27 protein-coding genes are annotated in these 22,407 nt (G+C 41.9%); 24 read left to right on the top strand and 3 right to left on the bottom strand.

The window, feature by feature from the left end:
• Positions 1-14: 14 nt before the first annotated feature.
• The 3 genes from NSQ72_RS02495 to NSQ72_RS02505 all read left to right on the top strand — a co-directional run bounded on the left by NSQ72_RS02495 (position 15) and on the right by NSQ72_RS02505 (position 2,139).
• Complete coding sequence (locus NSQ72_RS02495) at positions 15-941, top strand: ABC transporter ATP-binding protein (RefSeq protein WP_338594074.1); 927 nt, start codon at positions 15-17, stop codon at positions 939-941.
• Positions 919-1,686, top strand: a complete 768-nt coding sequence (locus NSQ72_RS02500) for an ABC transporter permease (protein ID WP_039176696.1) — start codon at positions 919-921, stop codon at positions 1,684-1,686. The genes NSQ72_RS02495 and NSQ72_RS02500 overlap by 23 nt, the downstream gene beginning before the upstream one ends.
• 117 nt (positions 1,687-1,803) lie before the next feature.
• Positions 1,804-2,139: a hypothetical protein gene (locus NSQ72_RS02505; RefSeq protein ID WP_008359528.1), complete on the top strand. Its 336-nt coding sequence runs from the start codon at positions 1,804-1,806 to the stop codon at positions 2,137-2,139.
• A gap of 97 nt (positions 2,140-2,236) precedes the next feature.
• On the opposite strand, the gene fbpB is transcribed toward NSQ72_RS02505, so the two are convergent.
• Complete coding sequence (gene fbpB / locus NSQ72_RS02510; RefSeq protein ID WP_065215285.1) at positions 2,237-2,386, bottom strand: Fur-regulated basic protein FbpB; 150 nt, start codon at positions 2,384-2,386, stop codon at positions 2,237-2,239.
• A 307-nt stretch (positions 2,387-2,693) separates the two neighbouring features.
• Positions 2,694-3,014: a thioredoxin family protein gene (locus NSQ72_RS02515; protein ID WP_012008983.1), complete on the bottom strand. Its 321-nt coding sequence runs from the start codon at positions 3,012-3,014 to the stop codon at positions 2,694-2,696.
• A gap of 184 nt (positions 3,015-3,198) precedes the next feature.
• Here NSQ72_RS02515 and NSQ72_RS02520 point away from each other — a divergent pair, with 184 nt between their 5' ends.
• The 7 genes from NSQ72_RS02520 to NSQ72_RS02550 all read left to right on the top strand — a co-directional run bounded on the left by NSQ72_RS02520 (position 3,199) and on the right by NSQ72_RS02550 (position 10,646).
• Positions 3,199-4,281, top strand: coding sequence for a D-alanine--D-alanine ligase (locus NSQ72_RS02520; protein ID WP_341083209.1), 1,083 nt, complete (start codon positions 3,199-3,201; stop codon positions 4,279-4,281).
• A gap of 80 nt (positions 4,282-4,361) precedes the next feature.
• Positions 4,362-5,726 (top strand): UDP-N-acetylmuramoyl-tripeptide--D-alanyl-D-alanine ligase, encoded by a 1,365-nt coding sequence (locus tag NSQ72_RS02525; RefSeq protein ID WP_039176700.1) that lies wholly within the window; start codon positions 4,362-4,364, stop codon positions 5,724-5,726.
• 18 nt (positions 5,727-5,744) lie between these two features.
• A complete protein-coding gene (locus NSQ72_RS02530; protein ID WP_058837372.1) occupies positions 5,745-6,437 on the top strand; it encodes an alpha/beta hydrolase in 693 nt (230 codons plus the stop codon).
• Positions 6,438-6,564: 127 nt separating this feature from the next.
• Positions 6,565-6,903 carry a glutamate synthase gene (locus NSQ72_RS02535; RefSeq protein WP_039176701.1) on the top strand — a complete coding sequence of 113 codons (339 nt, stop codon included), beginning with the start codon at positions 6,565-6,567 and terminating at the stop codon, positions 6,901-6,903.
• Between the two features lie 165 nt (positions 6,904-7,068).
• Positions 7,069-8,568, top strand: a complete 1,500-nt coding sequence (cshA, locus tag NSQ72_RS02540; RefSeq protein ID WP_024427371.1) for a degradosome RNA helicase CshA — start codon at positions 7,069-7,071, stop codon at positions 8,566-8,568.
• Between the two features lie 112 nt (positions 8,569-8,680).
• Positions 8,681-9,160, top strand: coding sequence for a PH domain-containing protein (locus tag NSQ72_RS02545; protein ID WP_216431082.1), 480 nt, complete (start codon positions 8,681-8,683; stop codon positions 9,158-9,160).
• Positions 9,150-10,646, top strand: a complete 1,497-nt coding sequence (locus tag NSQ72_RS02550) for a PH domain-containing protein (protein ID WP_341083210.1) — start codon at positions 9,150-9,152, stop codon at positions 10,644-10,646. Before NSQ72_RS02545 ends, NSQ72_RS02550 begins: the two co-directional genes overlap by 11 nt.
• A gap of 54 nt (positions 10,647-10,700) precedes the next feature.
• Here NSQ72_RS02550 and NSQ72_RS02555 read toward each other — a convergent pair whose 3' ends face one another.
• Positions 10,701-11,306, bottom strand: coding sequence for a rhomboid family intramembrane serine protease (locus tag NSQ72_RS02555; RefSeq protein WP_126681956.1), 606 nt, complete (start codon positions 11,304-11,306; stop codon positions 10,701-10,703).
• A gap of 94 nt (positions 11,307-11,400) precedes the next feature.
• Here NSQ72_RS02555 and acpS point away from each other — a divergent pair, with 94 nt between their 5' ends.
• From acpS to NSQ72_RS02625, 14 genes are all read left to right on the top strand, one after another.
• A complete protein-coding gene (acpS, locus tag NSQ72_RS02560) occupies positions 11,401-11,766 on the top strand; it encodes a holo-ACP synthase (protein ID WP_059376208.1) in 366 nt (121 codons plus the stop codon).
• A 160-nt stretch (positions 11,767-11,926) separates the two neighbouring features.
• A complete protein-coding gene (locus NSQ72_RS02565) occupies positions 11,927-12,943 on the top strand; it encodes an outer membrane lipoprotein-sorting protein (protein WP_087975235.1) in 1,017 nt (338 codons plus the stop codon).
• Between the two features lie 141 nt (positions 12,944-13,084).
• Positions 13,085-14,266 (top strand): alanine racemase, encoded by a 1,182-nt coding sequence (gene alr / locus NSQ72_RS02570; protein ID WP_341083211.1) that lies wholly within the window; start codon positions 13,085-13,087, stop codon positions 14,264-14,266.
• Positions 14,267-14,560: 294 nt separating this feature from the next.
• Positions 14,561-14,842, top strand: a complete 282-nt coding sequence (locus tag NSQ72_RS02575) for a hypothetical protein (protein WP_003214273.1) — start codon at positions 14,561-14,563, stop codon at positions 14,840-14,842.
• A 4-nt stretch (positions 14,843-14,846) separates the two neighbouring features.
• Complete coding sequence (gene ndoA, locus NSQ72_RS02580; RefSeq protein WP_024425388.1) at positions 14,847-15,197, top strand: type II toxin-antitoxin system endoribonuclease NdoA; 351 nt, start codon at positions 14,847-14,849, stop codon at positions 15,195-15,197.
• 116 nt (positions 15,198-15,313) lie between these two features.
• On the top strand, positions 15,314-16,144 hold the full coding sequence (locus NSQ72_RS02585; protein ID WP_039176712.1) for an RsbT co-antagonist protein RsbRA: 831 nt from the start codon (positions 15,314-15,316) through the stop codon (positions 16,142-16,144).
• 4 nt (positions 16,145-16,148) lie between these two features.
• Positions 16,149-16,517 (top strand): RsbT antagonist protein RsbS, encoded by a 369-nt coding sequence (rsbS, locus tag NSQ72_RS02590; protein ID WP_003214235.1) that lies wholly within the window; start codon positions 16,149-16,151, stop codon positions 16,515-16,517.
• Positions 16,518-16,519: 2 nt separating this feature from the next.
• Positions 16,520-16,921, top strand: coding sequence for an anti-sigma regulatory factor (locus NSQ72_RS02595; RefSeq protein ID WP_024425390.1), 402 nt, complete (start codon positions 16,520-16,522; stop codon positions 16,919-16,921).
• Between the two features lie 10 nt (positions 16,922-16,931).
• Complete coding sequence (locus tag NSQ72_RS02600; RefSeq protein ID WP_039176714.1) at positions 16,932-17,939, top strand: PP2C family protein-serine/threonine phosphatase; 1,008 nt, start codon at positions 16,932-16,934, stop codon at positions 17,937-17,939.
• A 59-nt stretch (positions 17,940-17,998) separates the two neighbouring features.
• On the top strand, positions 17,999-18,328 hold the full coding sequence (locus NSQ72_RS02605) for an anti-sigma factor antagonist (protein WP_017358393.1): 330 nt from the start codon (positions 17,999-18,001) through the stop codon (positions 18,326-18,328).
• Positions 18,325-18,813, top strand: a complete 489-nt coding sequence (rsbW, locus tag NSQ72_RS02610) for an anti-sigma B factor RsbW (RefSeq protein ID WP_039176716.1) — start codon at positions 18,325-18,327, stop codon at positions 18,811-18,813. Before NSQ72_RS02605 ends, rsbW begins: the two co-directional genes overlap by 4 nt.
• The gene (gene sigB, locus NSQ72_RS02615; RefSeq protein ID WP_024427378.1) at positions 18,779-19,567 is read left to right on the top strand and encodes an RNA polymerase sigma factor SigB; all 789 of its coding nucleotides are present in this window, start codon (positions 18,779-18,781) and stop codon (positions 19,565-19,567) included. Before rsbW ends, sigB begins: the two co-directional genes overlap by 35 nt.
• Positions 19,567-20,166: a PP2C family serine/threonine-protein phosphatase gene (locus tag NSQ72_RS02620; protein ID WP_039176718.1), complete on the top strand. Its 600-nt coding sequence runs from the start codon at positions 19,567-19,569 to the stop codon at positions 20,164-20,166. Before sigB ends, NSQ72_RS02620 begins: the two co-directional genes overlap by 1 nt.
• A gap of 76 nt (positions 20,167-20,242) precedes the next feature.
• Positions 20,243-22,402, top strand: coding sequence for a Tex family protein (locus NSQ72_RS02625; protein ID WP_341083212.1), 2,160 nt, complete (start codon positions 20,243-20,245; stop codon positions 22,400-22,402).
• Positions 22,403-22,407 lie beyond the last annotated feature (5 nt).

Consider the following 22,407-nt stretch of genomic DNA (forward strand, 5'->3'; position numbering starts at 1 on the left):
AAGGAGGAACCACTTTGCAGTCTGCTGTTTTAAAAGTAGAGAAAGTCGATAAACAAATTGGCCGGAAAATGATCTTGCAGGATATTTCTATAGACATTGGGCGGGGAGAAATTGTCGGATTACTTGGTCCCAACGGGTCTGGAAAAACAACCTTGATTCGATTGATCGTTGGTTTGATGAAAAAAAACAATGGCCGCATCATGATCAATGGATATTCACAAGATGAGGATTTTCTCCAGGCGATGTCATCTGTTGGTGCGATCATAGAAAACCCAGAATTTTATTCGTATTTAACAGGCTTTGAAAACCTTGAAATGTATGCAGCGATGCACGACGGGGTGACGGAGGAACGCATTCAGGAAGTAGTGGAAAGAGTTCGCCTAGAGGATGCTATTCATCAGAAGGTCAAGACGTATTCGCTAGGGATGAAACAAAGGCTTGGGATTGCACAAGCTATTTTGCATCGGCCAAACCTGCTCATTTTAGACGAACCGACAAATGGACTAGACCCTGCAGGAATGAAGGAATTCCGGGAGCACTTGCAAATGCTCGTAAAGGAAGAAGGAACCTCCGTATTATTTGCGACGCATTTATTGCATGAGGTAGAGGAGCTATGTGACCGCATGATTATCATTCAAAAGGGACAGATCAAAGCTAGCACTCATCTCCGTGATATGGAAGGGAAAGAGCAGGTGCTGATGAATATTCAGCCAATAGAAAAGGCGGTTTCATGGCTTGACGCACAGGAGTATACATACGAACGAGACGGAGCGCGCGTACTGCTTCAACTGAACAAAGAACGTGTGCCAGAACTGAACAAACAGCTTGTGCTGGCGGGGTTTGATGTACTTGAAATGACGCCTCAAAAGCAATCAATTGAAGAGGCGTTTATGAAATGGACGGAAGGCGGGAAGACAGATGCTGAACCTCATCAAGAATGAGCATAAGAAAATTATGAGGAAAAAAATCACATTCATTGCTCTTGGGTTGATCGTTGTATTTCAACTAGCAATGGCTCTCACCTTGAAACGAGTCATATCAAGCTTTGGTGGACAAGACACAGTCGCAAACTATTTTGCTTATTCCACGAATGTCGTGTTTATTTTACAGGTGCTTGCTGTCGTTATTGGGGCGACCTTGATCTCAACAGAGTTTCAGAAAAGGACGATCAAGTTTTTATTGATCAGGCCAAAAACAAGACTGCACATTTTTCTGTCAAAATACATCACACTTCTGCTGACAGTCATTTATTTATTTGTTTTTTATTATGTGTTAGCTTTTCTATTTGGTCTTATTTTCTTCGGTACTGATTTTGATGAAAGAACGGGGCAATTATTTCAGCATACGTTTGCCGTCATTGGATCTCAGTGGGTGGAAGTGGTCATGATGGCAAGCTTTGCTTTTATGTGTTCCAGTTTGTTTAGAAACAGTCTTGTTGCACTTGTGACCTCGTTTTTTGTTTTATATGCAGCGAAATCACTTGTACCGATCATGTCGCTCTTAGAAAATCAGTGGGGGAAAATCCTTCTTTTTGCGAATACGGACTTTACTCAGTACAGCTTTCAAGGACCGCCGCCTTTTCATGGGATGAGCCTTTTGTTTTCTCTATTTATAGTGGGGGCGCATTTTGTTTTCTTTGTTGGATCGGCTTGGATTCTTTTTTGGAAACGTGATGTAAATGTGTAAAAATTGTGTCAAATAACAAGAAAAATTCGTGACATCTTTGTGAAAACGAGTCTGTATTTCACGATAACCGGCTGATTTTGTCTTATAATAAGAAGGAGTCATGGAGGTGGCACTATCGTGAAAAATTTCATTACGGCTTTACCAATTTTGTTGCTGCTGTCGTTTTCGTTTGTGTCTTTTGCCTTCCAGTTTGATCATCTTGTTTATTTCAGACTAGCGCTGGGGATCTTTTCGTTAGCCGGTCTTTTCTTTCTGTATACACTTAAAAGAAACATGAAATGGTTCATGGTTTATTTATATGCGAGCTGGATCATTCTTGCTGCCGTTACAACATTTGAGGAACCAGTCTTTTCTCAATTTTTCTTCGGTGGTTTAACGATGACAATGGGTTATCTCACATATATGCTCATTTATTTAGGAATGAAGCAGGACCGTGTAGCGAAATCACATTAAAACAAAAGCCGATAAAATCGAATAACAGATTTTATCGGCTTTTTTATTTTATTGAAGCAGACAAAAGAGCAGCCAGTGATGACTGCTCCTCTTGTAGTTATGATTCACGCCCAGCAGCTGCAAGCTGCTTCTGGTGTTTTTTGTCGATGGTTTCGTATATACTTTCCATCATTTGAGGATCGCGCATGATCGCCTTTTTGTTCTCTTCAATCAATTGCTGATAGGTTTTGATCTTCTTCTTAGACATGTGACTTATCGCTCCTTTATTAGAATGACCGTCTATAGGATTTCACATAGATGAAATTGATAATCATTTTCAATTAGCAACTCCATTATACAAAGACAAATGTCAGAAGTAAAGATTCAATTCAGAAAATTCACGTAACCGACATATTCCAAGCTGTATCGACGCTGCATTCTTTCCCAGGAAATAATTTTGTCATGACTTGTCGTAAGGAAAACATCAATTTGAAACGTTTTGGCTGCGCAGCTCGTCTTATGAAGAGATTTAAAAAGAAAAAAGACATCAGCAAAAGTTTGCTGATGTCCTTCAATTAAGAAACGTGCTCTTGAAGAAACTCTGTCACTTCTTCAGGCGATTTTGCGTTTGCACTGTGTAAATGACCTGTTTTTTCACCATTTTTGAAAATTAACAAGCTTGGAATACCCATTACCTGATACGTTTCCGCTAATTCAGGGAAATCATCTTTATTTATTTCAAACCATTCATGGTGAGCATAAGCTTCTAGGATGTCTGGAATGAACATGTCCATTCTTGTGCAGTCAGGACACCATGTTGCAAAGAATTTAACGATGACTTCTTTGTCTGATTGAATAATTTCATTGAATTGTTCAGTACTTGTGATTTTTTTCAATTTGTCACAACTCCTTTTCAATGTCATTTTAATATAAAATAAAGGCGAATGACATACAAATGCTCGGGAGGCGCTTACAACCTTTACAAATCATTTCAATTACGTAACAACAAAAATTAATTAGAGCATTTTTGCTTGAAAGTGATAAGATAGTAAAGATGAATTTTAGTGGGGGGAGTATCCATTGAAAATAAGTTTAGGATTGATTTACGGCGGAAAGTCAGCCGAACATAATGTATCACTGCAAACAGCCCTTGCAGTTACAAAAGCACTTAACACTGAGAAGTTCGATATACATCCAATTTATATTACAGAAGAGGGTGAATGGTTAAGAGGAGAAAAACTCACTGAACCAGTATCAAACGTCAAAATGCTTCAATTTGAACAGAACGCAAAGACGTTTTTACCAACTTCTTTAAATGAAAGCATGTTTCCACAGCCTGCAATGGCTGATGAGAAAATTGATGTTGTCTTCCCATTGCTGCACGGACCAAATGGAGAAGATGGCACAATGCAAGGATTACTTGAACTGTTAAATATCCCGTATGTCGGCAACGGCGTTCTCGCGTCTGCTGCGGGTATGGATAAAGTCATGATGAAAGATGTTTTTGCACAAGCAGGCCTTGCACAAGCAAAGCACCTTTCCTTCAATAAAAAAGACTTTGAGAAAGCGACACCAGAAAGCTTAGAACAAGTGGAACAAGTACTTGGCTATCCATGCTTTGTGAAACCTGCCAACATGGGATCAAGTGTTGGAATTAGCAAATGCCGCAGCAAAGAAGAGCTGCAGACTGCATTCGACCTCGCTTTCCAATATGATCGTCGTGTGGTCGTAGAAGAAGGCGTTGTTGGAAGAGAAATTGAGATTGGTGTATTAGGCAATGATGAGCCAAAATGCTCTGTCGTTGGTGAGATTGCACCTAAAACAGATTTTTATGATTACAAAGCAAAATATGAAGATGGCGATACAGATTTGATCATTCCTGCGAGTGTGTCAGAGGATGAATATAAGACGATTCATGACATGGCAATTAAGGCATTTAAAGCCCTTGATGGATCTGGTCTCGTACGTGCAGACTTCTTCCTTACAGAAAAAGGTGAAGTGTTGATCAATGAAGTGAATACAATGCCTGGATTCACACCTTTTAGTATGTTCCCATTACTTTGGAAGCACACTGGTGTAGAGTATCCAGAGTTGATTGAAAAGCTGGTGTCACTTGCAATTGAACGCCATCAAGAAAAACAAACCATTAAAACAACTTTTTAATGTGAGCAGCAAGCAGACACTATCCTTAGGTAGTGTCTCTTTTCCTTCAAACGTGAAATGAGAAAGAGAGGCGAAAAATCATGATCAAACGTACAGTGAAACAAATCGCCCAAATGGCTGGTGGAACCCTATCTAATCAAGCTTTTGGCGAAGAGCAGATTCACGGAGTGACAACAGATACACGAAAAGTATCAGACGGCGCACTGTTTATCCCGCTTATTGGAGAACATTTTAACGGTCACACATTTGCTTCAAAAGCAGTAGAGCTTGGAGCATCAGCTGTTCTATGGAATCAAAAAGAAGCCAATCCGCCAGAAGGCGTTCCTGTTATTCTTGTAGAGGATACACTAGCTGCGCTTCAACAGCTGGCGAAATCATACTTAAAAGAAGAAAATCCTCGTGTTGTCGGTATTACAGGAAGTAATGGGAAAACCACAACAAAAGACATGATTCATTCCGTCTTGCAAACAGCGTATCAAGTTCATAAAACAGACGGTAACTTTAATAATCATATCGGTCTTCCGCTCACCATTCTTGCAATGCCAGAAGGAACCGATATTGCGGTTTTGGAGATGGGTATGAGTGCAAAAGGCGAAATCGAATTTTTATCAGACCTCGCTGAGCCGGATGCAGCAGTCATCACAAATATCGGGGAATCTCATATGCAAGATTTAGGATCAAGAGAAGCCATTGCCGATGCAAAATATGAGATCGTAAAAGGCTTAAAAGAAGACGGCGTCTTTTATTACCTAGGTGATGAGCCATTGCTTCGAGAAAGATCAAGTTCACTTTCTCAGCGTGTAAAAACCTTTGGAGAAGCAGAGGACTGTGATATCAAGGTAACGCACATCAACCAGCTTGCAGAAGGAACAGAATTTCAAGTAGAAGGGTATGCCCAGGGTTTTCTCATTCCTGTATTAGGGAAACATAATGTGAAGAATGCACTTGCTGCTATTGCAATAGGTCAGCATTTTGGGCTGAATGAAAGACAAATTGCCCAAGGACTGATGCAAACGAAGTTGACAGGGATGCGTCTTGAGCTGTTTAAAACAGACAAAGGAATCACTGTCATCAATGATGCGTATAATGCAAGTCCTACTTCTATGAAAGCCGCCATTGATCTTGTGGGGGATATGGACGGCTTTGCCAACCGTATTCTTGTACTTGGAGATATGCTCGAAATGGGCAGCGAAGAAGAAACGTATCATTATGAACTTGGCCGTTACATCAAGCCAGAATTTATTGATCATGTCATGACGTATGGCCGCCTAGGTGCATTTATTGCTGAAGGAGCGAAAAAATCATTCGGGGCTGAGCACGTATTCTCCTTTATGGACAAAGAGGACCTGAAGAAAAAACTAGCTGAAGTGGCAGGGCCTGACGATGTTGTGCTTGTCAAAGCCTCACGCGGTATGAGATTGGAAGAAGTCATTACTGCACTATAAAAGTGAGAAGGTGACAGAATGATTGGCTGTTTATGTATTCACGGTTTTACTGGTGCCCCTTATGAAGTAGAACCGCTGGCGCAATATTTAAAACAGGCGGCAGATTGGAATGTGCAGTCTGTCACGCTTCCAGGGCATGGGGATGAGCTGCAGTTAAAAGGCATTCTTTATCAAGAATGGATAGCGACAGCTGAACTCGAACTTCTATCCCTTTACCGGACTTGTGACACCGTGTATTTGGTCGGCTTTTCTATGGGCGGAATGATTGCTTCTTACTTAGCGGCGAAGTACCCAGTTGCCCGCCTTGTCCTTTTAAGTGCTGCGGCCAAATATGTGAACCCAAAACAAATGATGCAAGACACACGGCAGATGGTAAAGGAGTCCCTGTCAGGGATCGTTGATACAAACCCTTTATATGATCGATATCGCCATAAGCTCACAAGCACGCCGCTGTCAGCTGCGATAGAATTTATGAAGCTGGTAAAGCAAACGAAGAATTCGCTTGAGAAGCTTCATCTGCCTGTGTTAATTGTTCAAGGTGAAAGCGACGGGATTGTGCCTGCTTCAAGTGCAGAATTTATTTATCATAAAGTCCCGTCTCGCCAGAAAGAAATGTTTTATTTGCCGGATTGTAAACATCATGTTTGCCATGAGCCATGTGCCCAGCAATTGTTTGAGAAAGTAGAACATTTTCTAAAAAAAGCAATTTAATATATAGAAAAGCTAAAATGTGGCTAAACTAATATAAATTGAATCCCACTTGTTAAAATTTGCATCATTTTTGTCGAATGAGTGACAGGCCTATGGTACAATAGGAAAGAAAAGGTGGTTGATTCGGTTGTTTCAATATGACGGAAAAACCTTTATCCCGCAGTCTAATTCGAGTAACGGAGAAGTATCAGCAGGAACCATATTTCAATATCGTCAAGACGGGAATATATTAACGGGCACATATCAAGGCGGCAGTATTGTATCTGGCGTACTTGTAGGAACTGTGAATGAGGATGGAACACTTCATTTTAGATACCACCATGTAAGCAAGGACGGCAGCATGAGAAGCGGGTCTTGCGATTCCACTCCTAAGCAGCTGGATAATGGAAAAATCCAACTGTTTGAAAAGTGGAAATGGATGGACGGAGACCAAAGTGAAGGTGAATCTGTCATTGTAGAGCAGTAGATATATCCATTTCTGTCTTGTTGAAAAACAAATAGTGTAATGGTAAGATATAAGGTAGGGTAATTCGGGCTTTGTATATAATGGACCTGTCCTTTCAGAAAAGGGCAGTTTTTAATGATCATTCACGAGATTACTGAAACAGCAATTAGAAGGAGTTTGAATAAATTGACTATAACGTTTCAAGATTTTCAATTAAGCGAAAGTCTCATGAAGGCTATTAACCGCATGGGATTTGAAGAAGCAACACCGATTCAAGCAGAAACGATTCCTCTCGGTCTTCAAAATAAAGATGTCATCGGACAAGCACAAACAGGTACAGGAAAAACTGCAGCATTTGGTATTCCTCTGGTTGAAAAAATCGACCCAGCGTCTCCAAATATCCAAGCGATTATCATTGCGCCAACAAGAGAATTAGCGATTCAAGTATCTGAAGAGCTATATAAAATCGGCCAAGACAAGCGTGCACGCGTACTTCCTATTTACGGTGGACAAGATATCGGCCGTCAAATCCGTTCGCTCAAGAAAAATCCTCATATCATCGTAGGGACTCCAGGACGTTTACTCGATCACATTAACCGTCGTACAATGCGTCTTCAAAATGTTGAAACAGTCGTGCTAGATGAAGCAGACGAAATGCTAAACATGGGTTTCATCGAAGACATTGAAGCGATCCTTTCAAATGTACCAAGTGAACACCAAACACTTTTATTCTCTGCGACAATGCCTGCACCAATTAAGCGCATTGCAGAGCGTTTCATGACAAACCCAGAACACGTAAAAGTAAAAGCGAAAGAAATGACTGTATCTAACATCCAACAGTTCTATTTGGATATTCACGAACGTAAGAAGTTTGATACATTGACTCGTCTTCTTGACATTCAATCACCTGAGCTCTCAATTGTCTTCGGCCGTACGAAACGCCGTGTTGACGAATTGACTGAAGCACTTAACCTAAGAGGTTATACAGCTGAAGGAATTCATGGTGACCTGACTCAAGCAAAACGTATGGTTGCGCTTCGTAAATTCAAAGAAGGTTCAATCGATGTGCTTGTCGCAACAGACGTTGCAGCACGTGGACTTGATATCTCAGGCGTCACACACGTGTATAACTTCGACGTGCCGCAAGATCCAGAAAGCTACGTACACCGTATTGGACGTACTGGACGTGCTGGACGTACAGGTATGGCGATGACATTCATCACACCACGTGAAAAAGATATGCTTCGTGCGATTGAGCAAACGACTAAACGTAAAATGGATCGTATGAAAGAACCTACACTTGATGAGGCAATTGAAGGACAACAGCAAGTAACAGTTGACCGTCTACGCACGATCATCAGTGAAAACAACTTGAACTTCTACATGACAGCTGCTGCTGAATTGCTGGAAGATCATGATTCTGTAACAGTGGTTGCAGCTGCTATCAAAATGATGACAAAAGAGCCGGATGCAACGCCTGTTCGTTTGACAGATGAAGCACCAATGATTTCAAAACGTCATCGTAACAACCGCAGCTCTTCTAAACGCAGAGACGGCGGCGGTGGCGGAGGCTACCGTGGAAAAGGCAAGAACAGCCGTTCATCTTATGGTGATAAAAAGCGTTCTTCAAATGACCGCAATCGTTCTTCTAACGATCGTCGTCAAAAGAAATCTTATAACAACTAATACAAGAGCGAATCCTTTGCAGGGTTCGCTTTTTTTAACAGGCTAAAATTGAAACTTTTTAGGCTTTGTTACGTAATATATTGATAGAAAAGTAAGAGAATGGGGGAAGAATGTGAGAAAACAGCCGCAACGTCAAATTAGTCTAAATGGTTTAAAGGTATGGCGTCTTCAAAATGGAATTATCTCATTGATTTTCTTACTCATCATCATTGGGGTATTTGTTGCTAGCTACTATTTACAATGGCCATATTGGATTGGAGCGATCCTTTCTGGTTTATGGGTCTTACAGGTCATTTTTGGCATTTGGCTCATACCAAAAATCCGCCATCACATCTGGCGCTACGAAGTATTCGAAAATGAAATTGAAATACAGCATGGACTCATTCGTGTCACACGTGTCATTGTGCCGATGGTTCGTGTTCAGCATGTTGATACATCTCAAGGGCCGCTTTTAAGGCGCTACCGTTTGGCCTCTGTTCAAATTTCGACTGCTGCCACAGTTCATGATATACCGGCGTTAGAATTAGAAGAGGCAGATGAGCTTCGTGATTACATATCTCGTTTAGCAAGGGTGACGGAAGATGATGTCTGAACCAAAACGTGTACATCCCATCTCGATGTTCATTGATTTTATATCAGATGCTGTGTCCATGATTAAAAACTTCATTATCCCTTTTTTCGTGTTGATTTTTGTGAACTCAAATTCGAGCATCCGCTTTTATGCATTTATCATTCTTGGTGTGCTTCTTTTATGGAAAGCTGTTTTTACCATTTTAGAATGGAGACGATTCACTTACCGGATGGAAGACGATGAATTTCGTGTGGAATCGGGCGTAATTACGAAAAAGAAAAAATATATCTCATTAGAACGAATTCAAACGGTCAATACAAGTGAAGGCATTTTCCAGCGGATTTTTGGTTTAGTACGGGTTCAAATCGAAACGGCAGGCGGCACGGATGGTCCAGAAGTGAGCCTGACCGCTATTACTAAAGCAGAAGCAGAACAATTAAAGCAGTCGATTTTCAACCGGAAGAAAAGCTTGCAGGAAGAAGAAATGACGGATGAAGCAGGAGATCTGCATGGCCATTTGGCTGCCCAGAAACCTGTGCAGGAAGAAATCAATGTCTCCTATCGTATGGGTGTGCCAGAATTGCTTTTGGCTGCGACCACTTCAAGCGGTATCGGGGTCATTATATCTGGGTGTCTTGCCATCTACACGCAAATAGATGAAATTCTCCCTTTGGACGGGTTCTTCAAAAAGTTCTCTTTTTTAAGTCATGCGAGCGTTGAAATTTATGCGATTTTGATTTTTCTTGCCGTATTGATCGCGTGGATCCTGAGTGTTGGGGTAACAGCGCTTCAGTATGCGAATTTTGCTGCAAAACGAAAAGGGAATGACATCATCATTACAAGAGGACTCATCGAGAGACATCAAATGACCATTCCACTTGCGAGAATTCAAGCAGTGAAGATCAAAGAGAATATTATCCGTGAGCCTTTTGGCTTTGCGACAGTGATGCTTGTTAGTGCAGGAGGTTCGATTACAGAGAAAGAAACCTCTTCCGTCTTATTTCCGCTCATTCGGAAGAAAAAAATAAATGAATTGCTGTCCCAATTCACGGATCATTATCATGTAGCACCAGAAACTGAGCTGAAAAAGGTGCCAAAGCGTTCACTCAAACGCTACCTGATCTCATATGGCTTTGTGCCGTTACTTGTAGGTGTCATCCTGTCGGTACGCTTTCCACCATGGGGGTATTTGGGACTCATTCCGTTACCGCTTGCTCTATTCTTTGGCTATTTAGCTTATAAACAATCAGGATATACAATCAAAGATTCATTGATTCAACTGACATCAAGAGGCATTGGCAAGACCACTGGCATTGTCTTGAGAAAACGAATGCAAAACTATACGATGACGCAATCCTTTTTCCAAAAGAAAGGCCGGGTCGCAAGTATTCACACCTTTGTGAAATCCTCTGCGCTGCTTGATTCCTTTGGTGTGCATCACCTTGAGGAAGAAGATGCTGCACGTGTATTTGATTGGTATTCGTATGAAAAAAATCAATCGTCTTAAACGAAAAATGTCGATCAGCTCCAGCTCAAGGAGGGATCGACATTTTTTATGAGATTAATAGCGTCTTTTTTTCGAATGGAAGAACAGCGTAATAGGTGCTAGAATCATACCGCCGATCAATCCAAATAAGTGAGCCATGATATTGATATTCGAATTGACGAAGGTCATGATGACAGAAACAGCAAGAATCGTTAAAATCACTTGTGAATTGCCGCGGTCCATCATGTGCGGTTTAAATAGGACAAGGTATAGATACACTCCAAACAAACCAAAGATCGCACCAGAAGCGCCAACGTGTACATACTCTAAAGGCTCCACCCAATAGGTCCCGAGATTGCCAATGAACCCTGCTCCAAGATAAATGATTAAAAATCGAACCTTCCCGAGCAAATGTTCAAGCGCTGGGGCGAATAAGAAAAGGGACATAGAATTAAATAAAATATGCGTGAGACTTCCGTGGAGAAAAATAGGTGTGACGAGCCGCCACCATTCCCCAGCCGCTACACCATAGTTGAAACCGACGAGATGATCCTGTCCAAGCTGTATAATAGGGATAGGAATCGCAAATATAAGCCACAGGCCGATTTGTAAAGCGAGGATCGCTGTTACGATTGGATACGATTTAATAAATTGTTGAAAGCTCTCCGTTCGAATAAACATAACAAACCCCTTTTGACTAGATAATGGTAAGTTTATAGTAACACGTTTATGAAGAGAACACTCAAATTAGTACGAGTATCATAGGAGGTACCTCATGATCAAAGGAATAGGCATTGATATTGTAGAGATCGACAGACTATCGCGAGTGCTCAGCAGACAGCCCCGTTTACCAGAACGCATTTTGACTTTAAGTGAACAGGATGTCTTTCGTACACTCAGTGAAAAAAGACAGCTGGAATTTTTGGCAGGACGTTTTGCGGCAAAGGAAGCTTTCGCTAAAGCATACGGAACCGGAATCGGTCAGTATTTAAGCTTTCATGACATAGACATTCAAAAAGACGATAATGGAAAACCCTTCATCAAAAGCGAGAAAGCGGAGGGAGATCAGGTTCATGTGTCCATTACTCATACAAAGGAATATGCTGCTGCACAAGTTTTAATTGAAAGGTTGTCAAGCTAGTCTGCATATTGTTTGTCCCCCCTTCATATATTGGGTAGTGCGATAAGGAAGGGCGAGTTGCTAACAGGCTTTGATGGTTCGCGGTACGCAGTTAACTCTTGAGGCGTACTGTTAAAGTCAAACAAGCGGTTTCTTCCTTTTAACACAATTAACGAAGGGGTTGAAAAGGGTGAGAAAAAGCTTTGTTTTGCTTGTAACGGGAATCCTTTTTGTACTGATTCTCTCCGCATGCGGTCAAAAATCTCAGCAGGATATCGTTGGAGATTTAAACAAAAAGGCAGAGGAAATGACATCATACAAAGCCAAAGCAAAAATGACCATTGAGACAGGAAATGACCCGCAGGAGTACCAGGTAGAAATTTGGTACAAAAAGCCGGAGCTTTACCGTGTCTATTTAGAAAATCCGAAAAAGGATCAGAGTCAAGTCATTTTAAGAAACGGCAATGGTGTGTTTGTGCTGACACCTTCATTGAACAAGAGCTTCCGTTTCCATAGCGATTGGCCGAATAATAGCAGTCAAGTCTATTTATTCGAATCACTCGTGAAGGACATTAAGAATGACAGTGCAGCTCAGTTCAAAGCGAAAGAGTCTAAGTATGTGTTCGAAACGAAGACCAATTATCAGCACAATCAAATGCTGCCTACCCAAGAGATTACCTTTCATAAGAAAACAATGGCGCCTGCCAGTGTAAAAGTGCTGGATAGCGACAAAAAGCCAATGGTGAAAGTGGAATTCTCTCACTTTGAATTCAATAAATCCTTTGACAAAGATGCATTTGATGAGAAGAAAAACATGACACTCTCTCAAATGGATGTTGCCACAAGTGCAGACCCATCTGACAGCTTTGCGGTGAAAACACCAGTTGATATGCCAGAAGGCGTGAAGAAGATGGAAGAGAAAGAAATGACAACAGATGCTGGGAAGCGTTATGTGATTACGTACGGCGGCAAGAAATCCTTCACACTCATCCAGGAAAAAGCGAGAGTAGCGGAAGCATCTACGCCTGTCACGATGAACGGCGAGCCGGTCGATCTTGGTATGACAGTAGGGGTTCTGACAGATCAATCTCTCTCATGGACTTCTGACGGAGTTGACTACTTAATTTCCTCAAGTGATCTATCGAAGGAAGAGCTGTTGATGGTCGCAAAGAGTGTAGAAGGCCAGTCAGCTAAATAAATGAGGTTCTCAGGCGGAAAGCCTTGATAAATGCAGCATCAGCCCTGTGCAAGGGCTGATTTTCTTTGATTTGTTTCACATTATTCTTGATTTTTAGTATCATATGAGGGGATTGAATCATTCAATAGGGAAGTGTGACTGATGGACACAAATGCCTTTTATAGAGACACATGGGCAGAAATTAATTTAACAGCAATCAAGCACAATGTTTCACATATGAAAGATCATATCGGTCAAAATGTTCAACTGATGGCTGTTGTGAAAGCCAATGCATATGGACATGGAGATATAGAAGTGGCAAGAGCTGCCCTCAAAGCAGGAGCAGACTTGTTAGCTGTAGCCTTTTTAGATGAGGCCATTTCTTTAAGAAATAAAGGTATCAAAGCACCGATTCTTATACTCGGCGCAGTGCCGCCGGAGTATGTCAAAACCGCTGTTCGATACAATGTAATTATGACCGCTTACTCCACCAGGTGGCTGAGGGAAGTCGTCGATATGGTGAAAGGGCAGATGGGACAACCCATTCGTTTTCATTTGAAAATAGACAGCGGAATGAACCGTTTAGGTGTGAAAACGTTAGAGCAAGTGAATGAAGTAAAGAAGCTTGTCAGCGAGCATTCTTATTTACAGCTGGAAGGAGTATTTACTCACTTTGCGACCGCGGATGAAAAGGATGAGAACTATTTTGATCGGCAGGTCGACACCTTTCAAACCCTGCTTAAGCCGCTTCATACGGAAAAACTGCTTGTTCATTGTGCCAATAGTGCAGCAGGATTAAGGTTTAAAGAAGTGTTATTTAATATGGTTCGCTTCGGCATCAGTATGTACGGGCTGTCGCCGTCAGAGGAAATCAAAGATGAACTTCCTTTCAAGCTGGAAGAAGCCATGTCGCTTCATACAAAGCTTGCCCATGTAAAGCTCATTCAAAAGGGTGAGAGTGTCAGCTATGGGGCGACGTATACAGCTAATCAAGATACGTGGATCGGTACGGTACCAGTCGGCTATGCAGACGGGTGGATTCGGAAGCTGGCAGGTACGGAAGTACTTGTTGGCGGAAAGCGCCGGAAGATTGCCGGAAGGGTATGTATGGATCAATTCATGGTTGAACTGAAAGAGAACCTTCCAGTAGGGGAGCCAGTCGTTTTGATTGGTGGACAAGGTGAAGAAATGGTATCAGTCGATGAAATTGCAAAAAGGCTTGAAACCATTAACTATGAAGTCACATGCTCCATTGGACACCGCGTCCCAAGAGTATATATAGAGGACGGCAAAAGGGTGCATGTGCGGAATCCGCTGCTTCAAGGCGGGCCAAGCTTTTTCTAAACAGCTTTCACAGGAACGATCGTCAAACTGACATCGTTCCTTTTTATTCTACAAAGAAGGGGTAAACATTCTCCCTTTTTTAGAGATTTTGGAAATACCGTATGATTTTCGGAAAAAAGCGTATAATGTGAAAGAGGAACTCCATTATCATCTTTGATTTACGGGTGAACAGCCGCTTCATGTTCTAATAAGAAATCATGAAAAAACAGCTTTGCTTGCGCATTGAATAATGGTATGATTAGTCTTGGAATGGATCGAAACGGTATCCGTAAGTTTTGTGGAGGTGTATGTTTTTTGTCTGAATCCAGCGCAACAAACGAAATGAAGATTCGACTACCGGAGGCTTTGATGTCTGAAATCGAACGAGTAGCAGAGCAGGATAAGGTAACAAGAAATGAATTGATCTACCGAGCGACAAAAACGTATATTCGTGAACGTAATATTCGACAAAATCGTGAATCGATGAGACGCGGCTACATGGAGATGGCGAAAATTAATCTGAATATCTCTTCAGAGGCACAATACGCAGAATTTGAGGCTGAGAATACAGTTGAGCGATTAGTCAGCGGGGGTTAAACATTTGATTGTTAAACGCGGTGATGTTTACTTTGCTGATTTATCTCCTGTTGTTGGCTCCGAGCAGGGCGGGGTTCGCCCAGTATTGGTGATTCAAAATGACATTGGAAATCGCTTCAGCCCGACTGCTATCGTTGCAGCCATAACAGCCCAAATACAAAAAGCGAAATTACCGACTCACGTCGAAATTGATGCAAAGCGCTACGGCTTTGAACGAGATTCTGTCATTCTCTTGGAGCAGATTCGTACAATCGATAAACAAAGATTGACAGATAAAATCACACATCTTGATGATGAGATGATGGAGAAGGTTGATGAAGCCTTACAAGTTAGTTTGGCTCTTATTGATTTTTAATATGGTGAGATTTGGTTGCTCTCGTGAGAGCAACTTTTTTTTGTGTTCAATTTTTATTAACGTTATAATGAAGAAAGAATAAAAGAAGTGCTGTTTATGTACGTAGGGGGTAAAACATGTCGAATCATATCGTGTTAGCTTTCGCAAGGGAGCATCAAGAGGAATTACAAAAAGAGTGGACGGACATTTTTAGACGACTCGGAGAAAAAGAAACGGACATGATGCTGAACGACAAAATGTATGAAACCATCTGTTCGGAATATGTTCAACTAATCATTACATCTCTTTCAGAGGGGTATAATGAGGATTTTGAAGAAAAAGTGCAAACTCTTGCTTTAAACATTGTTCAAATGGGTATATCACTTAAGTTACTGGCAAATGGTCTAACTGAAATCCGTACACATTTATATCAAAAAATGAACGATGACAAAGATACAACAGAAGAAAGTCATGACCTCATCTGGCAAATCGACCAATTCATCACACCAATTCATAACGAGATCTTAAACCAGTATTCCATCTCATGGGAGAAAACAGTCAGCCTTCAAAAAATTGCGCTGCAGGAACTTTCTGCCCCGCTGATCCCTGTATTTGAGCACATCACCGTCATGCCGCTTGTTGGAACAATTGATACAGATCGTGCGAAAAAAATTATGGAGAACCTGCTCAATGGTGTCGTCAAACATCGCTCACAGGTCGTCTTAATTGATATTACGGGTGTCCCTGTTGTTGATACAATGGTAGCCCACCATATCATTCAAGCGTCTGAGGCTGTGAGATTAGTAGGTGCGAAGTGTTTGCTTGTCGGTATTCGCCCAGAAATAGCCCAAACCATTGTGAACCTTGGAATTGATTTATCTCAAGTTACAACAAAGAATACCCTTCAAAAAGGAATTCAAACTGCTTTGGAAATGACAAATCGAAAAATTGTTTCATTGGAGGGATAACCTAGTGAGAAATCACCCGAAGATTCCAATCTTAAAATTATATAACTGTCTTCTGATTTCAATACAGTGGGAGCTTGATGATCAGACAGCTCTCCACTTTCAAGAAGACTTGCTGAATAAAATTCATGAAACAGGAGCAAACGGTGTTGTCATTGACCTCACATCTGTCGACATGATTGATTCCTTTATTGCAAAGGTATTAGGCGATGTCATCACGATGTCCAAGCTCATGGGGGCAAAAGTTGTATTAACAGGAATACAGCCAGCAGTCGCTGTGACGCTGATTGAACTTGGAATATCGCTTGAAGAAATTCAGACAGCACTAGATCTTGAACAAGGGCTTGAGACACTGAAGCGGGAATTGGGGGAATAGATATGAAAGACCAATCCTGTGTAAGAATATTGACGGAATGGGACATAGTCGCAGCAAGACAATTGGGGCGCAATGTTGCAAAAGAACTTGGATTTGGAACAGTTGACCAAGCAAGAATTACGACGGCCATTTCAGAATTAGCTCGAAACATCTATTTATACGCTGGTAAAGGTCAGATTTGTATAGACGAAGTGATGGAGCGCGGAAAGCGTGGACTCAAAGTCATCGCAGCCGATGAGGGCCCGGGTATCATGGATATACGTAAAGTAATGGAAGACGGATTTTCAACATCAGGCGGACTCGGAGCAGGTCTTCCGGGTGTCAGAAGACTGATGGATGAATTTAAATTAGACTCTGCACCAGAACAAGGAACGGAGATACAAGCTGTTAAGTGGCTTCGCTAGGAGGGAAACCATGGATTTTAAGGAGGTAATGGAGCAGCGGTACCATCAGCTGCTCAGTCGTTATATCAGTGATTTAACTGAAACATCGCTTTATCAAGCTCAAAAATTTAGCCGTAAAACCATTGAGCATCAAATACCTCCTGAAGAAATAGTGAGTGTTCACCGAAAAGTGATTCAGGAGCTTTACCCTGATTTGCCGGAAGATGTTTTTCATTCACTAGACTTCTTAATTGAAGTCATGATTGGGTACGGACTTGCCTACCAAGAACATTTAACACTCAGAGGCATCCAGCAAGAAATAAAATCTGAAATCGAAATTGCTGCAAATGTTCAGCAAACCCTTCTGGAAACGAAAATTCCAGAAGGAGATACCTTTGATATTGGTGCGATTAGTGTACCGGCAAAACAGATGAGTGGAGATTATTACCACTTTGTAACGGATCACGATACAATCAATATCGCGATCGCAGATGTCATTGGAAAGGGAATCCCGGCAGCGCTCTGTATGTCGATGATTAAATATGCGATGGATTCCTTACCAGAGTCAGGGAGCGGCCCAACAAAGGTACTGAAAACCCTGAATCGTGTAGTCGAGCAAAATGTAGATCCAAGTATGTTTATCACGATGTTCTATGGCAGCTATAATAAAGAAACGCATGAGTTTAAATACGCATCGGCTGGTCATGAGCCGGGCTTTTTCTATTGCAAAAAAGAGGACAAATTTTACGATTTAGAAGCGAAAGGGCTTGTCCTCGGGATTGCACCAGACTTTGATTACAGACAGTATGAGAAGCATTTAGACATAGGAGACATGGTGATCTTATTCTCTGATGGGGTCACAGAATCCAAGTCAGAGGACGGTTTCCTAGAGCGGGAAGACATCAAAGCACTCATATCAGAGCACCTATCCTACTCAGCTCAAGAAATGGTGGATGCCATCTACGCCAGCTTACTCAAACTGCAGGATTTTCAGCTGCACGATGACTTTACTTTACTTGTTCTCAAAAGAAAGGTTTAGAAAGTGAACATGCGGGTATATAAAACTTTAGGAAACAAGAATTTCGAGGTGAATGCATAATGAATATGTCTGTAAAAGAGCATCAAATAGATCAAAAAACGAAAATCAGTGTCAGCGGAGAAATCGATGTGTACTCCGCTCCTCAGCTAAGAGAAACGCTCATGCCTAAAGCAGAGGCGGGAGAGCATCTTGAAATCTGTCTAAAGGATGTTACGTATATGGATAGTACAGGTTTAGGTGTATTCGTTGGGCTGTTTAAAGCGGCTCAAAAAGCAGGTGGAACATTAAAGCTTGAGAACTTGTCAGAACGGCTTGTAAGGTTGTTTGAAATCACTGGATTAAAGGACATCATTGACATTTCTGCAAAGTCAGAGGGTGGGGTACAATGAACGAATCAGTAGATCTAATCGAGATGAAAATACCGGCAAAACCAGAATATGTAGGCATCATTCGTTTGACTCTTTCAGGCGTAGCGAGCCGGATGGGCTATGCCTATGAAGAGATTGAAGACTTAAAAATTGCCGTCAGTGAGGCCTGTACAAATGCAGTTCAGCATGCCTACAAAGGTGAAGACGGCGAAGATGGAGAGGTAGCTGTTCGCTTTCTTGTCTACGCGGATCGTCTAGAAATCATTGTCGCTGACAAAGGCGGTAGCTTTGACTTTAAGCAAAAACAGGAAGACTTGGGACCGTACACATCTGCTCATACGGTGGATCAATTGGCAGAAGGAGGTCTTGGTTTATACTTAATGCAAACATTGATGGATGAAGTCGAGGTGCAAGCAAACTCCGGAGTTACCGTGGCGATGACAAAGTTTTTAAACAGGGAGCGAGTTGACCATGACACAACCATCCAAAACTATGAAACTAACTAAAGATGAAGTAGATCGCCTCATCCAAAGCTATCAAACCAATCAAGATGAGCAGGCGCAGCTCACGCTGGTCGAATGCTATACAAACTTGGTTGATATGCTGGCGAAAAAATATTCTAAAGGAAAAAGCTTTCATGAGGACCTCAGACAAGTTGGAATGATTGGTTTACTTGGCGCCATTAAACGATACGACCCGCTCGTCGGTAAATCATTTGAAGCCTTTGCTATTCCAACCATCATCGGGGAAATCAAACGCTTTTTACGAGATAAGACATGGAGTGTCCATGTACCAAGGCGGATCAAAGAGCTTGGACCAAGAATCAAAATGGCAGTCGATCATTTGACAACAGAGACACAGAAATCACCTAAAGTCCAAGAAATTGCAGAATATCTGGATGTAACAGAAGAAGAAGTACTTGAAACCATGGAGATGGGCAAAAGCTATCAAGCACTGTCTGTTGACCAAGGCGTAGAGGCTGATTCTGAAGGAAGTACTGTGACGATTTTAGACGTTGTCGGCTCACAGGAAGAAGGCTACGAACGTGTGAACCAAAAAATGATGCTTGAGAGTGTGCTTCATGTGCTGTCGGATAGAGAAAAAGAGATTATCAATCTGACTTACTTGCAAAATAAGAGTCAGAAAGAGACAGGCGATTTACTCGGCATATCCCAAATGCATGTATCGAGACTGCAGCGGAAGGCAGTGAAAAAACTGCGAGATGCATTATCAGAAGATGCGTCTATGGAGCTAGGGTAATGAAACAGATTGAACAGCATGAGCATGTAAACGCCATTATCTATCAATCGAATAAAGAAGGAAAACCATGCTGCGGGGACAGTTTTTTTATTAAAGCAGATGATGAAGAACTAATTTGTGCTGTAGCAGACGGATTAGGCAGCGGCCAGTACGCCAATGAATCATCTTCTTTAGTCAGCGAAATTGTCGAAGAATATGGACATGAGGATGTGGCGACCCTCATCGACAGATGCAATCAGGCCATGAAAAATAAACGCGGTGCCACAGCTGCGATCTTAAAGGTGAATTTTTCCCAGCAGCAATTTACCTATTGTTCGGTTGGTAATATTCGTTTTATCTTGAATGCACCTTCTGGCGACTATATTTATCCACTTCCGACATCAGGATACTTATCAGGGAAACCTAGAAAATATAAAACATACACCTATTCCTACGAAAAAGGATCGATATTCATTATGTATTCAGACGGACTGAATGTGCCAAACATGCGCATGTGTTTAAAGCATGGACATTCAGTTGAAGACATCGCCAAACAGCTTGAAACATACACACAAGACAAAAAGGACGATCTCACCTATGTACTTGGTCAGCTCACGTAAAATAGCTGACCTTTTTTCTGTTTTGCCGGTTTTTTTGATACACTAAAAGAGAAGACACAGTGAGAGGATGCAAAGTATGAAGACATCTGACTTTTTTTTGAAACAAATTGCGACAGAATTAAAGCTTTCAACGAAACAAATTGAAAGTGTGATCAAGCTTTTAGAGGATGGCAACACCGTCCCGTTTATTGCCCGTTATCGGAAAGAGCAGACAGGCTCACTGGATGAGGTGCAAATTCAAACCATTTCAGAGCGCTATACATATATCCAAAATGTCACGAACCGAAAAGAAGAAGTCATTCGCTTAATTGCTGAACAAGACAAACTAACCGATGAATTAAAACAGAAAATTGAACAAGCTCATAAACTGCAAGAGGTCGAAGATTTATACCGGCCATTCAAACAAAAGCGCAAAACAAAGGCGAATGTAGCCAAAGCAAAAGGGCTGGAGCCGCTGGCAGAATATTTACTCACGCTGCCAAGCGATCAGATCAAGAAGAAAGCAGCTGCTTTTATTAGCGAAGAAAAAGAAGTGGCAAATGTAGAAGAGGCACTTGAGGGTGCGCAGCACATCATTGCTGAACAGCTGGCAGATGATCCCGATATGCGAAAATGGATTCGCAGTGAAACGTACCAAAAGGGCAGTCTGGTCACATCAGGAAAAGACGTCGAAAGCGATGAGAAAAACGTCTATGAAATGTATTACGATTATCAAGAGCCAATCAAAAAGATTGTCCCGCACCGTATATTAGCGGTCAACCGCGGAGAGAAAGAAGGCATTTTAAAGGCAGCCATCGAACCACCTGCTGAAAATATTCGCTTCTATCTCGACAAACAAGTTCTAAAAGGCAAACAGACGACGGCGAGACCGTTTATTGAAGCAGCAATCGATGATGCATATAAACGTCTCATTCAGCCTTCCATCGAACGAGAAATACGAAAAGAGCTGACAGAAAAAGCAGAGGAACAAGCGATTCATATTTTTGCTGAAAACTTAAGAAAACTGCTGCTTCAACCGCCGATGAAAGGGAAGCGTGTACTTGGAGTCGATCCCGCATTTCGGACAGGCTGCAAATTAGCCGTCGTGGATGATACAGGAAAAGTCCATCATATTGGCGTCATTTACCCGCATCCGCCTGTACAGAAAAAAGCGGAAGCGAAACAAAAAGTCAAAGAGATCATTCAATCATCCAACATCGAAGTCATTGCGATTGGAAACGGAACAGCCTCAAGAGAGACTGAACAATTTATTGCAGACTTGATTCAAGAGCTGGATCAGCCGGTGTCCTATTTGATCGTGAATGAAGCAGGAGCAAGTGTATACTCCGCATCTGCACTTGCACGAGAAGAGTTTCCAGATCTGCAAGTCGAAGAACGAAGCGCCATTTCAATCGCTAGAAGATTACAAGATCCTTTAGCAGAGCTCGTGAAAATTGATCCGAAGTCTGTTGGTGTGGGCCAATACCAGCATGACGTCAGCCAGAAGCAATTAAACAGCTCGTTAACCTTTGTGGTAGAAACAGTCGTCAACCAAGTTGGCGTAAACGTCAATACCGCCTCACAGGCGCTGCTGCAATATGTATCAGGCCTTTCAAAAGCCGTCGCTGGGAATATCATCAAAAGGCGCGAAGAGATTGGGAGATTCACAAGCAGAAAAGAATTGAAGGATATTCCAAGGCTCGGTGCTAAAACATATGAGCAGTGTATCGGTTTCTTGCGTATTACAGACGGACAAGATCCGCTTGACCGTACAGGCATTCACCCAGAGAGCTATAAAGAAACAAAACAGTTTTTACGCATGATCAACATGACACCAGACGATCTTGGCACAGAGCAGTTAAAAGAGAAAATTGCTGAAGTGAAACTGGATGAAGCAGCAGAACAGCTAGATATTGGGACAATTACACTTCAAGATATCATCGATCAGCTCACAAGACCTGAGCGTGATCCGCGGGATGAAGTACCAAAACCGCTGCTCAAAACAGATGTATTGAAATTGGAAGACTTGAAGCAAGGAATGGAGCTGCAAGGAACAGTGAGAAATGTCGTAGACTTCGGCGCATTCGTTGATATTGGCGTAAAGCAGGATGGGCTTGTGCATATTTCCAAACTAAGCAATCGTTTTGTGAAGCATCCGCTTGACGTTGTATCAGTTGGTGACATTGTGACCGTCTGGGTGGACTCCGTTGACCAGGCAAAAGGCCGCGTTGCCCTCTCCATGCTGAAACCAGAGTAAACAAA

Source organism: Bacillus sp. FSL R5-0659, from assembly GCF_038008785.1.
Lineage (GTDB): Bacteria > Bacillota > Bacilli > Bacillales > Bacillaceae > Bacillus > Bacillus safensis.